This is a genomic window from Photorhabdus akhurstii (assembly GCF_019090985.1).
Classification (GTDB): Bacteria; Pseudomonadota; Gammaproteobacteria; order Enterobacterales; family Enterobacteriaceae; genus Photorhabdus; species Photorhabdus akhurstii.
The window spans coordinates 3,806,703-3,823,294 of sequence record NZ_CP020335.1 but is presented as its reverse complement, the minus strand read 5'-3'; the positions used below and the strand labels follow the sequence as shown (position 1 = coordinate 3,823,294).

General features: G+C 47.1%; 4 protein-coding genes. 3 read left to right on the top strand and 1 reads right to left on the bottom strand.

What is annotated here, in order from left to right; translation table 11 throughout:
* Positions 1–2 precede the first annotated feature (2 nt).
* The gene (locus B0X70_RS16320; protein ID WP_246593322.1) at positions 3–10,880 is read right to left on the bottom strand and encodes a non-ribosomal peptide synthetase; all 10,878 of its coding nucleotides are present in this window, start codon (positions 10,878–10,880) and stop codon (positions 3–5) included.
* A 973-nt stretch (positions 10,881–11,853) separates the two neighbouring features.
* Here B0X70_RS16320 and hutU point away from each other — a divergent pair.
* The 3 genes from hutU (at position 11,854) to B0X70_RS16305 (ending at position 16,568) form a co-directional block, all read left to right on the top strand.
* Positions 11,854–13,533 carry a urocanate hydratase gene (gene hutU / locus B0X70_RS16315; protein ID WP_110086639.1) on the top strand — a complete coding sequence of 560 codons (1,680 nt, stop codon included), beginning with the start codon at positions 11,854–11,856 and terminating at the stop codon, positions 13,531–13,533.
* An 8-nt stretch (positions 13,534–13,541) separates the two neighbouring features.
* The gene (gene hutH, locus B0X70_RS16310) at positions 13,542–15,086 is read left to right on the top strand and encodes a histidine ammonia-lyase (protein WP_217469823.1); all 1,545 of its coding nucleotides are present in this window, start codon (positions 13,542–13,544) and stop codon (positions 15,084–15,086) included.
* An 84-nt stretch (positions 15,087–15,170) separates the two neighbouring features.
* Positions 15,171–16,568 (top strand): L-histidine transporter HutT, encoded by a 1,398-nt coding sequence (locus B0X70_RS16305; protein ID WP_418889073.1) that lies wholly within the window; start codon positions 15,171–15,173, stop codon positions 16,566–16,568.
* Positions 16,569–16,592: the final 24 nt, after the last annotated feature.

Below are 16,592 nucleotides of genomic sequence, written 5' to 3'. Positions count from 1 at the left end.
TTTTACACGTCCAAAATAGTTTTCTTTTCTGAGTGATAGTCTGAATTTTCATGATTCATATGATCAAAACGATGAGTGAGCTGGTTTAGCTGTTCCATTGAAATGTCTTTGAACCCGTAATCACTGGGGGTTTTTATTCCGCCCAATTGAGCCTGCTTTTGACCAGCAGCAATGACGTTATTGAGTGCTTGCTCAAATGCCGTGATAAATATCTCTGTCCGGGCTTGTGGCAAGCGGGAATCCACGCTGAATTGCAGTTTTCCCGCCTGAACTGCGCCGTTAATGCCCAGTAGTAAATGACTGATATTTTTGCTGGCTAACACAGACCCACAATCATCGTTGGTTATGGACCAATCTTGATGGCTGGCTCCTCCTAACTGACCAAGGTAGTTGAAACTGATGGTTGGTAAATCGCTGGTCAGGTATCCCGCTTGATGTAACGCACTATAACCAATACCTTTATTCGGTATGGCACGAAGCATTTCTTTGGTGTGAATGATGGTTTTTGCAATATCAGTCTGCATTTCCAGGCGGACAGGGTACGTGGTTGTAAACCAGCCAACGGTTTCGGAAAGATCTAATGTGTCGTCAATGGATTCTCGGCCATGTGCTTCCAGAATGATGTAGTTTGCTGCTTGGTAGAAAGTCTCCTGCAAAGCCAGTGTCAATGCGCTTAACAGTAAGTCGTTAATTTCAGTGTGGTAACCGGTGTTGGCTTCATGTAGTAGCATGTCCGTCATTTCGGCAGGAATGCTTAACAGGTGTTGGGTGATGTCGCCCAGCGCGGGTTTGGTGCCGTTTCCTGCTATCACCTGTTGCCAGTAGGGTACTTCATCCTGATGCTGCTGTGCATAATGATGGACGGCTGTTACCCATTGTCGATAACTGCTGGTCTTCAATGGTAAGGTCATCCCCTGTAATAACAGACGCATATGTTCAGCAATAATTCGCCAGGAAACCACATCAATAATCAGATGGTGGAATGCGAAAAATAGCCGGGCGCTGCCATCCGTATATCCGGTCAGATGACCTGCCTGCCATAATGGCCCGCGGCAATAATCAAAGCCACTTTGCCATTGGGTTAGTTGTTGATGTAATGCTTCCTTATTTAATCCCCTGATATCACAGTGATGTAAAAGGGAATATGAAGATGGCATTTCCGTGGAATAGTGCTGACGGTAGCCGTTTTCGGTATCTATAAAACGGACACGCAGCATATCATGCCGTTTAGCCAGCATTATCAGGGCCTGTTCAATCTGTGCGGATTTGATATCCCCGGGGATCTGGATCATAAATGCCTGATTCCAATGGTGTGGATTTGGCCAATTCCAGTCGAAGAAGGTCTGCTGGATAGGCAACAGGCTAAATTCCCCGCTTAACAGTCCCTGCTCTGCGAGCATATTAACGGTAGATGATGAGAGAGCTAGCAGTTGGGCTAACCGGGCCACCGTTGGTGCTTCAAAAATTGATTTAACCTGGAGGGAAAAGCCCGCTTGCCGCAGTTTTGACACCAGTTGGATACTGACAATGGAATCCCCCCCGATGCGGAAAAAGTTATCTTCAATGCCAATGCGATCCAGCCCCAAGACCGCCTGCCAGATGGCACACAGTTGTTTTTCCAGCGCATTGCGGGGAGCCACATATCCCTCTTTATTTCCCCAGACTGGCTCAGGCAGGGCGCGGCGATCCAGTTTGCCGTTCAGAGTCAGGGGGACTGTTTCAATACGGGTAAAGCTGGCCGGCAGCATGTATTCCGGTAAGCGGGAAGAGAGATGCTCAGTCAGGCTGTCATCAGACAGTCCCCCCGTCGTCACCAGATATGCCGCCAGTACTTTATGGCTGTTATGCTCATGGTCAATCACCACTGCCTGTTTTACCTGTGGGTGGGCAGTCAGGGCAATTTCTATTTCACCCAATTCAACGCGGTAGCCACGGATTTTGACCTGAAAATCATTGCGGCCCAGATATTCCAGATTGCCATCCGGCTGCCAGCGGACTAAATCGCCGGTTTTATACAGACGGGTGTAACCGAGAGCCTTGTCTTCTGCGGTGGCAAAGGGATTCGCTACAAAACATGCGGCCGTTAGTTCAGGACGGTTTAAATATCCCCGCGCCAGCCCGGCACCGCCGATATAGAGTTCTCCCGGTGCGCCGACAGGGGCCAGATTGCCGTGATTATCAAGAACGTAAAGGCGGACGTTATTAATCGCTTTACCAATGTTTGTTGCAATATCCCCCTGTTGATACTGCTTTCCTGCCGCACAAACGGTCACTTCTGTCGGGCCGTAAGCATTCAGTATGCCGTTGTATTGGCTGAAATAGTCAAGAAAATCTGGAGAAGGTGACTCTCCGGCGGTGACTAATAATTGCAGGGAAGGCAACTGAGCCCCAGTTAATAATTTCAGTATGGCCGGGGGTAAGGTGGCTATTTCAATATTTTCCCGCTGGATAAGCTTTTCAACGGCGGGGATGTTACGTTCGGTTTCGCTGCAAAGGTAAATGGTATGACCATGAAGCAGGCTGAGGAATAACTCGGAAACCGAGGCGTCAAAGACATAAGCGGCAAACATTAAGGCTTTTTTTCTCTTTGTCGCATGAAAAAGCGCTGCCTGTGCCGCCACCAGATGAGCCACATTTTTGTGCTCAATCATGACGCCTTTCGGCTGGCCGGTGGTGCCTGAGGTATAGATGATATAGGCCAAATCCGAGGGTTTGTTTACCGATGTCGGATTATTTACCGGCTGGCCTGCGGTGATTGTCGGGTCATCCGTTGCTATCAGTACCGGTTGTCCTGCGCATGTTTGCGTATCTGTCGCCAGCGTTGCCAGATACTTTTGCTGAGTGACGACGCAGGGTGATTGGGTATCGCCTAAAATAAACCGAACCCGCTCTAATGGATATTCAGGGGAAATGGGGACATAAGCGCCCCCGGCTTTGAGTGCCGCCAGAATACTGATGACCATGTCCAGACTACGGTCGAGGTAGAGGGCGATGGGGGTATCCGCTTGCATAGGAACATGATGGTGTGGCTGACAGCGTTCACGGATGACATAAGCCAGTTGGTTGACTCGTTCGTTAAGTTGGCGGTAGGTCAGGGATTCGCCTTCAAACACCAGCGCGACGTTATCCGGTGTGCTTTCCACCTGGGCTTCAAACAGTTGTTGCAGGGTTTTATCCTGCGGGTAAGGCGCATCAGTCTGATTCCATCGGTGCAACAGAGTATGGCGCTCCTGGGCAGACAGGATGTCAATTTCGGACAGCGATTGTGTCTGGTCTGCCACGAAGGCGGCCAGCACCCGCTGATAAATCCCCGCCAGTCTCTCGATGGCAGCCTCAGCAAACAGGCTGACGGCGTAGTTCAGACACCCGGTAATATCAGTTTGCCCATCGGATAGAAACAGGCTCAGGTCAAACTTAGCAGGGCTGTATAACGATTCATCCAGTGTCACCGGCCTGAACGGCAGACGACTGTCTGGCGGATTTTCTTCAAAGTTCTGCAACCCGAACATCACCTGAAAAATCGGATGGCGGGCGGTGTCACGCTCAATATCCAGTGCCTCAACCAGTTGTTCAAACGGCATATCCTGATGGGTCTTGGCCTCAGTCACTCGTTGATGGGTCTGTTGAATCAGTGCTTCCACACTGGCGGTTTGTTGAAGTGGTATCCTTAAGGCCAGTGAGTTGACAAACATCCCAATCAGGGATTGGGTTTGGGCGTGGTGGCGGTTATCGGTCGGCGTCCCCAGGACGATATCATTTTGCCCGGACAATTTTGCCAGCGTGAGATAAAAGGCGCTGAGCAGCACGGTATACAGGGTGGTTTCCTGCGTTTTTGCCAGCGTCCTTAACTGTTCAGACAACCGGGTGTCCAGTACAAAATTAAAATCCCGTCCCTGATAATTCACCTGTGTGGGTCTGGGATAATCGGTGGGCAGGGCCAGTGATTCGTAGCCGGACAGGGCCTGTTGCCAGTAGGCGAGCTGGCGTTCACCGATGTCGCCCTGTAAATAGTCCCGTTGCCAGGCGGCGTAATCGCCGTAGGTAATCTCCAGCGGGGGAAGCTGACTGTCGCGTCCTTCCTGCAAGGAGTGGTAAATCTCCGCCAGTTCAGCCATAAAGATATCGACCGACCAGCCATCAATGGCGATATGGTGCCATAGCATTAGTAAGTAGTGCCGACCAGACACCGAATAGTGGCGCAGGCGCAGGCTGGGTTCTGCGGTTAAATCAAACGGGGTGGCTATTTCTGCCCGAACCGTGTTCCGCAGCATGTCAGTGTTTTCACAGGGCTGGGATTGGATAACCAAATTTCCGTCCAGTCTCTGTGGGTAAACCTGTCCATCATCATCGCTGCGGTACACCATCTTCATTACAGCATGGCGTTCAGCCAGCCGGTTAATGGCGGCCTCCAACAGAGGCAGACAGGCATCATTATCCAGTTGAACCAGATAAGGGATATGGTAGGTATCGGAGCCTTGTTCAAATTGCTCGATAAATAGCATCCGCTCCTGAGCGAACGATAAGGGGTAGCACTCTCGTGCCAGATGAGGAATAACCGTATAAATCTGCTGTTCCATCTGGGTTGTCAGGCCCGCGATGGTTTTCAGCGCAAACAACTGCGCCAGTGAAACCTCGGTTGCCAGTATGCGGTGGATGGCGGCGGTCAGCTTAATTGCCGTCAGGGAGTTGCCCCCGATACGGAAGAAATTATCCTCGATGCCTACCCGTTCCACACCTAACACGTCCTGCCAAATGGCACACAGTTGGGTTTCCAGCGTATTGCGGGGAGCCACGTATCCCTCTTTATTTCCCCAGACAGGTTCCGGCAATGCCCGCCGATCCAGTTTGCCGTTCAGGGTCAGAGGAACGGACTCAATAAGGGTAAAGCTGGCAGGCACCATATGTTCTGGCAGGTGGGAAGATAAGTGCCTGACGAGCTCATCGTCTGAGAGTTTCTCTTCCGTCACCAGATACGCGACCAGTACTTTATGACCGTTATGATCACGGTCAATCACCACTGCCTGTTTGACTTGAGGATGAGTCGCAAGGGCAGTCTCAATTTCGCCCAGTTCTATGCGGTATCCGCGGATTTTGACTTGGAAATCATCGCGTCCGAGATATTCCAGATTGCCATCCGGCCGCCAGCGGACTAAATCACCGGTTTTATACAGACGGGTATAACCTTTGGCTTTATCTGCTGCGGTAGCAAAGGGGTTTGTTATAAACTTCTCGGTGGTGAGTTCAGGCTGGTTCCAGTAACCTCGCGCGACTCCGGCCCCACCGATATGCAGTTCTCCCGGCGCTCCGACAGGAGACAGATGACCATGACTATCAAGAACATAAAGGCGGGCGTTATTAATGGCTTTGCCGATATTGGTTGGGATGACCCCAGGCTGATATATTTTTTCGGTCGCACAAACGGTCACTTCAGTTGGACCATAAGAATTGAGGACAGAGCTATGACGGCTGAAATGGTCAAGAAAATCCAGCGAGGGGGATTCTCCGGCGGTCACTAATAACTGCAAGGAAGGTAAGTGCGAGCCAATTAACAGCTTGAGTATGGCTGGCGGTAAGGCGGCGATTTCAATGCCTTCTCGTTGAATGAGTTTTTCAATTGCCTGGGCATGACGTTCTGTTTCGCTGCAAAGGTAAAGCGTCAGGCCATTAAATAAACTGGGGAAGAGCTCGAAAACAGAGCCATCAAACACATAGGCGGCAAACATTAAGGCTTTTTTTCTCTTGGCGGCATTAAAAATTTCTGCCTGTGCCGCCGCCATATGCGCCACATTCTTGTGCTCAATCATGACGCCTTTCGGCTGGCCGGTGGTGCCTGAGGTATAAATGATATAAGCCAAATCTGAGGGTTTGTTTACCGATATCGGATTGTCCTCGGGCTGGCCTGCGGTGATTATCGGGTCATCCGTTGCTATCAGTATCGGCTGTTCCACGAGTGTCTGACTGTATGCCGTCAGCGTTATCAAGTGTCGCTGTTGGGCCAATATGCAGGAAGCTGCCGTGTCAGTCAGGATAAACTGGACTCGTTCTGGTGGGTATTCCGGCGAAATGGGCACATAGGCGCCACCGGCTTTCAGTACCGCCAAAATACTGATCACCATTTCCAGACTGCGGTCGAGGTAGAGGGCGATGGGGGTATCCGCTTGCATAGGAACATGATGGTGTGGCTGACACCGTTCACGGATCACATAGGCCAGTTGGTTTGCCCGTTCGTTAAGCTGGCGGTAGGTCAGGGATTCGCCTTCAAACACCAACGCTATGTTATCTGGTGTGCTTTCCACTTGGGTTTCAAACAGTTGTTGCAGGGTTTTATCCCGCGGGTAAGGCGCGTCGGTCTGATTCCAGCAGTGCAGCAGGGTATAACGTTCCTGGGCAGACAGGATGTCAATTTCGGACAGCGATTGTGTCTGGTCTGCCACGAAGGCTGCCAGCACCCGTTGATAAATCCCCGCCAGTCTCTCGATGGCAGCCTCAGCAAACAGGCTGACGGCGTAGTTCAGACACCCGGTAATATCGGTTTGCCCATCGGATAAAAGCAGGCTCAGGTCAAACTTAGCAGGGCTGTATAACGGCTCATCCAGTGTCACCGGCCTGAACGGCAGACGACTGTCTGGCGGATTTTCTCCAAAGTTCTGCAACCCGAACATCACCTGAAAAATCGGATGGCGGGCGGTGTCACGCTCAATATCCAGCGCCTCAACCAGTTGTTCAAACGGCATGTCCTGATGGACCTTGGCCTCAGTCACCCGCTGATGGGTCTGTTGAATCAGTGCTTCCACACTGGCGGTTTGTTGAAGTTGTATTCTTAAGGCCAGTGAGTTGACAAACATCCCAATCAGGGGCTGGGTTTGGGCGTGGTGACGGTTATCCGTCGGCGTCCCCAGGACGATATCATTTTGCCCGGATAATTTTGCCAGCGTGAGATAAAAGGCGCTGAGCAGCACGGTATACAGGGTGGTTTCCTGCGCTTTTGCCAGCGTCCTTAACTGTTCAGACAACCGGGTGTTTAGCACAAACTTGAAATCCCGTCCCTGATAATTCACCCGTGTGGGTCTGGGATAATCGGTGGGCAAGGCCAGTGATTCATAACCGGCCAGGGCCTGCCGCCAGTAAGCGAGCTGGCGTTCACCGATGTCGCCCTGTAAATAGTCCCGTTGCCAGACGGCGTAATCGCCGTAGGTAATCTCCAACGGGGGAAGCTGGCTGTCGCGGCCTTCCCGTAAGGAGTGGTAAATCTCTGCCAGTTCAGCCATAAAGATATCGACCGACCAGCCATCAATGGCGATATGGTGCCATAGCATTAATAAGTAGTGTCGGCCAGACACCGAATAATGGCACAGGCGCAGGCTGGGTTCTGCGGTTAAATCAAACGGGGTGGCTATTTCTGCCCGAACCGTGTCCAAAAGTGTGCCAGCATTTTCACAGAGTTGGGATTGGATAACCAAACTGCTGTCCAGCACCTGAGGAGCAATCTGCCCTTCATCATTGCTGCGGTACGCCATCTTCATTACAGCATGGCGTTCAGCCAGCCGGTTAATGGCGGTTTCCAACAGGGGCAGACAGGCATCATTATCCAGTTGAACCAGATAAGGGATATGGTAGGTATCGGAGCCTTGTTCAAATTGCTCGATAAATAGCATCCGCTCCTGAGCGAACGATAAGGGATAACGCTCCCGTGCCAGATGAGGGATAACCGTATAAATCTGCTGTTCCATCTGGGTTGTCAGGCCCGCGATGGTTTTCAGCGCAAACAACTGCGCCAGTGAGACCTCGGTTGCCAGTATGCGGCGGATGGCGGCGGTCAACCTAATTGCCGTCAGGGAGTTGCCCCCGATACGGAAGAAATTATCCTCGATGCCTACCCGTTCCATACCTAACATGTCCTGCCAAATGGCACACAGTTGGGTTTCCAGCGTATTGCGGGGCGCCACGTATCCCTCTTTATTTCCCCAGACAGGTTCCGGCAATGCCCGCCGATCCACTTTGCCGTTTAGGGTCAGAGGAATGGATTCAATACGGGTAAAGCTGGCCGGTAGCATGTAGTCCGGCAGACGGGAAGATAAGTGTCTTATAAGCTCATTGTCTGAGAGTTTCCCCGCCGTCACCAGATATGCCGCCAGTGCTTTATTACCCTCATATTCGCGATCGATCACCACGGCCTGTTTTACCTGTGGGTGCAAAGCGAGTGCAGTCTCAATTTCGCCCAGTTCAATGCGATAACCGCGGATTGTGACTTGAAAATCGTTGCGCCCGAGATATTCCAGATTGCCATCCGGCTGCCAGCGGACTAAATCGCCGGTTTTATACAGGCGGGTGTAACCGCGTTCCTTATCTTTATTGGTGGCGAATGGGTTCTCTACAAAACGTTCGGCTGTCAGTTCAGGCCGGTTTAAATATCCCCGAGCCAGTCCAGCACCGCCGATGTATAACTCTCCGGGTGCGCCAATGGGGACAAGGTTCCCGGAATGATTTAAGACATAGGCGTACATGTCATTTAATGGCCGTCCAATGCAAGATACTGTTGTGGCGTCGCCTTGGGTTAATTTCTTGTAGGTAACATGTACGGTTGTTTCGGTTATCCCATACATATTGATGAGAGCAGGAGATTGATCGCCGTAATGGTTCCACCAGGGTTTCAATTGAACCGGATTCAGTTTATCTCCACCAAAAATCACGTAGCGAAGGTGGGGAAATTCAGCGCCAATATTCAATGATGCATCAATAAAGGCATAAAATGCCCCGGGTGTCTGGTTTAATACGGTAACTTTCTGATCTGAACAGAGATGACTGAATCTGCCGAAATCCTTCGTACATTCTACGGTCGGAATAATTAAACGCCCGCCATAGAGCAATGCGCCCCATAATTCCCAGACACTGAAATCAAATGTGTAAGCATGGTACAGCACCCAGGTATCATTTTGATCAAATTGATAATCCTCCTGAGTAGTTGCGAATAAACGCACGACATTATGATGTGTCTGCAACACGCCTTTCGGTTGTCCGGTTGTGCCTGAAGTATAGATAACGTACGCCAGATCTGCGGCTCCGCTGACGGATACCGGATTCTCTGTCGAGAGGTTTTCTGTCACTGTTCGATCATCCGCAGCTATCAATGCAGGCTGTTTAGTCTGTGTCTGCGTATATTTCCCTAGCGTCGTCAGATATCGCTGTTGAGTCACCACACAGGGGGATGCGGTATCTTCTAAAATAAACCGGACCCGCTCCGGCGGATATTCCGGGGAGATTGGTACATAGGCTCCCCCGGCTTTCAGCACCGCCAGAATGCTGATGACCATTTCCAGACTACGATCCAGATATAAAGCCACCAGCGTATCGGCTGGCATAGGTTTATTGTACTGCTGTTGATACTGTTCGCGAATCACTGTGGCTAACTGGTTAGCCCGTTCGTTTAGTTGGCGATAAGTCAGTGTTTTCCCTTCGAACACTAACGCTATGTTGTCTGGTCTGGCTGTTGCCTGAGCCTCAAATTTCTGCTGGAGAGTGCGGTCTTGCGGATAGGATATATCGGGTTGTTTCCAGGTATGCAGTAATGTATGACGCTCCTGCTCTAATAAAATAGGTAATTCACTGACTAATGATGCAGGGTTGTTGAGTAAGGTAATAAACAGGTTTTGCAATCGTTTAAGTATTCTGTTGACATCCTGCTTATTAAAGTATTTCCGCAGATAATCTATCGTTATTTTTAATTTCTGGGCATACCCATAGTTTTTTAATCTAAAGACGATAGGATAAATATTAAATACCCCATTTATGTGATGGTGCTGATTTTCGGTGACTTCGAAGTCTGACTCAGAAAAACGTTCATAGAAAATAGATATATTAGGTAAAGAAAGCTTATGTTTATGAGCAATTCGAGCAAGGTGAGATTGAGGAAATTTACAGTGATAATAACTATTTTTGAGTTCAGATTCGGTTAATTTAATCTGTTCAATCACACTAGCCGCATGAGAAATATGACAATGCACCGGATACATATTTGCATGCATCCCAACAACATCTTTTTCTGATTTTCCTTTTCTTCCATGTGTAATCGTGTTAAAAACCAGCTCTTGTTGCCCTGTAAGTTCAGTCATAATAATGCTGACCAGACTCGAAAAGATGAAAAGCAGATTGGTTTTGTATTCTCTACAAAAAGTACGCAAATCTTCTTTAATTGGAAGAGGTAGTATTAACGTACAATTATCACTACCTGTATTTTGGTAGCAAGGTGTTAATTGATGTATTTCTTTTTGTTTCAGAAAATCAAACCAATAACTCTTATCTTTTTCATATTGAGTGTTATTAAAATATTTTCTCGACTTGATTATTGTAGTTAAATATTGTGGAATTTCTGACAACCATGCGGTAGATGTTTCATTTTCAAGACATTTGTATAATTTATGGACATATTCATGAAGTCGATATACCCCGACACCATCAATCATAATATGATGGAATTTAGTGAAAAAGTAATGTTTTTCATTATTTAAGCGAATTAGTGTAACCTGATATGGAGTTTCTTTTAAATAATCGATAGGAATACCTACTTGTTGCTTCATCCAGAGATAGGCTTTCTTTTCAGGATCAAGCTGCATCGAAACATCGTAGCACTTGATTAATTCTGGCGTACTCTGATTTTGAATATATTGAATAGCTTCATTATTCGAATTAATTGATATACGTAAACGTAACATATCAATGTGTTGATATAGTAAATTCCACACTTTTTGCAGAATAACGATATCAACATTTTTCTCTATCAATGTATACCAGCCGAGGCTGTGTATTGGACTATTCTCATAAAGCACTTGTTCGTAAAACACATCTTCCTGAGAAGGATGAAGACTATATAAGTTCGAATCCAACGAACCCTCAGATGTTCTCATAATCAGTTATACGAATGTATTCCGCTTGTAAGTTATTTGTAGTTTATGGTGCGAATGAGTAGATTTCATTACTTTCCTGACTTTAAATTATTATATTGAGCATTAATTTAATAGACATGGGCATAATCTATCATAGCGTCATTACAGATAATCTCGCAATCTTTCAACACTCTTCCTCATGAAAAAATAGTTAATATAGTATTTATTGGCTAATGATTCACTTTCTATTAATTTCCTATACACTTAAGCACACATATTTGTCACCAACCTTATTTTTATTAAATTTACTTTCGGAATTATTATTATCTTTGTTTATCATATTATAATCATGATTTTTTGTGGCGTAATAATGATTGTCATTGAAATTGATGTCTATATTGTATAACAAGCTTTTTAATCAGAGCAAGGCCGCGAATATTTTTTAATTACGAATAAAGAATAAATCAGTTGATTCGGAGAAATAGCCGTGATCTTATACTCTCTTTTTGGGAGCAGATACTATGTACTTTGAGCGGGAACTCTTAAAAATTTTCTCAATAGCCAAATTGAAGAAAATACAGACAATGTAATTCTTGACAAGGTAATGCCGTCATTTTCTCCTGTATCTGTAGAACCGCATGCACCACAGTGATAAGGCAATATGTCGATATCAGCTTTTCCACTGCTGAACCTCGTTATGGGTTACGACTGTCGTACCAGGAAAAACATTTTCTCCCTTAAATTATATTTTTGTAAAATTAATGTAAATAATTTGTGATTATAAACACAAAAATAAGAAAAACATTATTCCTTGATAATTAGAAAGAAATAATATTAACAAATTGATTTATAAGAAAATAAAAATAATAACTCTGTAAATATGTTATTTTCGTTAATGATTTGGCCTATTGAATATACATGTATATACAACTATACATTTAACAAATATCTAAAGACCAGAAGGAGCCAGATCGTGAACGCCCAGAATAGTAAATTTCGTAATGCCGATATCCGGGCCTCCAGAGGAACACAATTAACAGCCAAAAGTTGGCTAACCGAAGCTCCTCTGCGCATGTTAATGAATAATCTTGATCCGGAAGTTGCTGAAAACCCTCATGAACTGGTGGTGTATGGCGGTATTGGCCGGGCTGCTAGAGATTGGGAATGTTATGACAAGATTATTGAAACACTGAAAAAGTTGGAAGACGATGAAACGTTGTTAATCCAATCGGGTAAGCCAGTTGGGGTATTTAAAACCCACCGTAATGCCCCACGGGTACTCATTGCGAATTCGAATTTGGTGCCGCACTGGGCGACTTGGGAACATTTCAATGAGCTGGATGCTAAAGGGCTGGCTATGTATGGCCAAATGACGGCGGGTAGCTGGATTTACATTGGCAGTCAGGGAATTGTTCAAGGCACCTATGAAACGTTTGTGGAAGCTGGCCGCCAACATTATAACGGTAGTTTACAGGGTCGTTGGGTGTTAACGGCTGGTTTAGGGGGGATGGGGGGAGCGCAACCGCTGGCTGCGACATTGGCTGGAGCGTGTTCGCTAAATATTGAATGTCAGCAAAGCAGGATTGATTTCCGTCTGCGTACGGGTTATGTCGATGAACAAGCGAAAGATCTGGATGACGCTCTGGCTCGGATCGAAAAATACACTCAGGAAGGCAAAGCCATCTCTATCGCTCTGTGTGGCAATGCCGCTGAAATCTTGCCGGAATTAGTTCGTCGTGGTGTGCGCCCGGATTTGGTCACTGACCAGACAAGCTCACACGATCCTCTCAACGGCTATTTGCCAAAAGAGTGGAGTTGGGAAGAATATCGCCAACGTGCTATTTCAGCACCGGCAGAGGTCATCAAAGCAGCAAAAGCTTCAATGGTGGAACATGTTGAGGCGATGTTGACTTTCCATAAGCAGGGCATTCCTGTTTTTGATTACGGCAACAATATTCGCCAAATGGCATATGAAGTCGGCGTAGAAAATGCTTTCGATTTCCCTGGTTTTGTTCCTGCTTATATTCGCCCGTTATTTTGCCGTGGTATCGGGCCTTTCCGTTGGGTAGCGCTTTCCGGCGATCCACAGGATATCTATAAAACCGACGCCAAAGTTAAAGAATTACTCCCCGATGATCAACATTTGCATCACTGGCTAGATATGGCGAGGGAACGCATTAGCTTTCAGGGATTACCTGCTCGTATCTGCTGGGTTGGTTTAGGGCAACGCGCCAAACTGGGGCTGGCTTTTAACGAAATGGTACGCAGTGGCGAACTTTCTGCACCGATTGTTATTGGTCGTGACCATCTGGATTCCGGCTCTGTCGCCAGTCCGAACCGCGAAACCGAATCTATGTGTGATGGCTCTGACGCCGTATCGGACTGGCCGTTGTTAAACGCCTTACTTAACACCGCCAGCGGCGCTACTTGGGTTTCTCTGCATCATGGCGGTGGTGTCGGCATGGGTTTCTCACAACATGCCGGTATGGTGATTGTTTGTGATGGAACCGATGAAGCCGCAGAACGTATAGCACGGGTGCTGCATAACGATCCCGCCACTGGGGTTATGCGTCATGCTGATGCAGGTTATGAAATCGCCATTCATTGTGCCAAAGAGCAAGGATTAGACTTGCCGATGCTTAATACAAAATAAGGAACATTATGAAGCAACTAACTATTTATCCAGGTAAATTGACCCTTGATGAACTGCGTCAGGTTTATCTACAACCGGTGAAAGTCACGCTGGATAGTCAGATTTTTCCTGCTATTGAACACAGCGTGGAGTGTGTTAATGCGATTCTTGCTGAAAATCGCACTGCCTACGGAATTAATACTGGGTTCGGGCTATTAGCCAGTACACGGATTGAAAAAGATGATTTAGAAAAACTACAGCGTTCGCTGGTTGTCTCTCATGCTGCCGGGATCGGCGAAGCGTTGGACGATAATATGACCCGGTTGATCATGGTATTGAAAATTAACAGCCTTTCCCGTGGTTACTCAGGTATTCGTCTTGCTGTTATTCAGGCATTAATCGCGTTAGTCAATGCGGAAATTTATCCACATATTCCCAGTAAAGGATCGGTGGGGGCTTCTGGTGATTTGGCGCCGTTGGCACATATGAGCCTGCTATTACTTGGAGAAGGGCAAGCGCGTTATCAGGGTGAATGGCTGCCAGCCAAAGAAGCGCTGGCAAAGGCCAATTTACAACCCATTACATTAGCGGCTAAAGAAGGTTTGGCGTTACTCAATGGAACCCAAGTCTCTACCGCTTTTGCGTTACGTGGGTTATTTGAAGCAGAAGATCTACTGGCGGCAGCGATAGTTTGTGGTTCTTTATCCATAGAGGCGGCATTGGGTTCACGCAAACCATTTGATGCCCGTGTACATGAAGTGCGGGGGCAACAGGGGCAGATCGATGTTGCCGCATTGTATCGTTATGTATTGGAAGAGAGCAGCGAACTATCAGATTCTCATATTAATTGTCCCAAGGTACAGGACCCTTATTCATTACGTTGTCAGCCGCAAGTTATGGGAGCCTGCTTGACTCAATTGCGTCATGCGGCTGATGTTATTCTGACCGAAGCTAATGCCGTATCTGATAACCCATTGGTGTTTGCTGAGCAGGGCGAGGTGATTTCCGGCGGTAACTTCCATGCTGAACCTGTTGCAATGGCGTCTGATAATTTAGCGCTGGTATTAGCAGAGATAGGTGCATTGTCAGAACGGCGTATTGCGTTGTTGATGGATTCACATATGTCACAGCTTCCACCTTTTTTGGTTGAGAATGGTGGGGTGAATTCAGGTTTTATGATTGCACAGGTGACGGCAGCGGCGCTTGCCAGTGAAAATAAAGCGTTGGCACACCCGGCGAGTGTTGACAGTTTACCGACTTCGGCCAATCAGGAAGATCATGTATCAATGGCGCCGGCTGCGGGGCGTCGTTTATGGGAAATGGCAGAAAATACCCGAGGTATTCTGGCAGTGGAATGGCTATCTGCCTGTCAGGGAATCGATTTCCGCAATGGCCTGAAAAGCAGCCCGATTTTGGAAGAAGCGCGTAATATCCTGCGAGCGAAAGTAGATTATTACGATCAGGATCGTTTTTTTGCGCCTGATATTGATGCTGCTGTGAAATTATTAGCCGAGCAACATCTCTCCTCATTACTTCCTTCTGGACAGATATTACAGAGTAAAAATAACCATTAAATAAACCAATGGCCGGTACCTGACCGGCCTGATTGTCACATTTATCTTTCTGATAAAACCCAATAATAAAAGATAAGAGGGTAAATCATGCAAGCCTCATTACAACTAGAGCGAGGACTCAACGCACGTCATATCCGGTTTATGGCGTTGGGTTCTGCGATTGGTACAGGTCTTTTTTATGGTTCTGCTGAAGCAATAAGCATGGCAGGTCCGGCGGTATTGTTAGCTTATTTAGTGGGTGGTGCCGCTGTCTTTATGGTTATGCGCGCTTTAGGCGAAATGGCGGTCCACAGGCCGGATGCCGGTTCTTTCGCCAGTTACGCTCATCAATATTTAGGCCCATTGCCCGGATTTATTACCGGCTGGACTTATACTTTCGAAATGATCATCGTTTGCCTGGCGGATGTGACTGCTTTTGGCATTTATATGGGGCTATGGTACCCGGAAGTGCCGCGTTGGATATGGGTACTTAGCATTATTTTCATTATTGGCGCACTCAATCTTTGCAAAGTTAAAGTGTTTGGCGAAATGGAGTTCTGGTTATCGATTCTGAAAGTTGCTGCAATCAGCGCCATGATTATTGCCGGAACAGGTATCATTCTGTTTGGTTTTAGCGGCCATTTTCAGGCGACGGGAGTTCAAAATCTGTGGCAACACGGTGGGTTTATGCCTAATGGGGTGGGGGGCATTATTGAGTCTCTGGCTGTTGTGATGTTCGCTTTCGGCGGTATTGAAATCATCGGTATTACATCCAGTGAAGCTAAAAATCCGGCGAAAATGATCCCGCAAGCGATTAACTCTATCCCGTTTCGTATTCTTCTGTTTTATATATTCACTATTTTTGTATTAATGGCGATTTACCCTTGGAATAGCATCGGCCAAGAAGGTAGTCCATTTGTCGCAATATTTCAGGGGTTAGGCATTGGTTCGGCGGCGAATATTCTGAATATTATCGTCATTACGGCGGCAATTTCGGCCATTAACAGCGATATCTTTGGCGCTGGTCGTATGATGTACGGTATGGCTGAGAAAGGATTAGCCCATAAAAAATTTATGCATTTAAGCCGTAATGGGGTGCCTTGGGTGACAATCATGGTTATGACGCTGGCATTATTGTGTGCTGTGGTTCTCAATTACTTGCTCCCTAAACAGGTATTCGTCATTGTTGCTTCGATTGCGACTTTCGCCACCGTGTGGGTCTGGTTAATGATTTTGCTATCTCAATTTGCTATGCGCAAAAAGATGTCACCGGAAGAGGTACAAAAATTACAATTTCCAGTACCGATGTGGCCTGTTGCGCCGATTCTGACCATCGTGTTTATGATATTTATTATTGCTGTTCTCAGTTACTTCCCTGCGACACGAATTGCCTTCTATGTGGGAGGAGTATGGATCGTGCTGTTAACATCCGCCTATTATTTATGGATACGAAAAAATGTCATTATTGTGAGTGCTCAATCAGTCAGAGAAACACGTTGTTAAATATCTAGAAACCAAACCGTCTTG

Bases quoted from the DNA above. Each gene is read 5' to 3' on its own strand.
- hutH (WP_217469823.1), top strand. From the start codon at position 13,542: ATGAAGCAACTAACTATTTATCCAGGTAAATTGACCCTTGATGAACTG.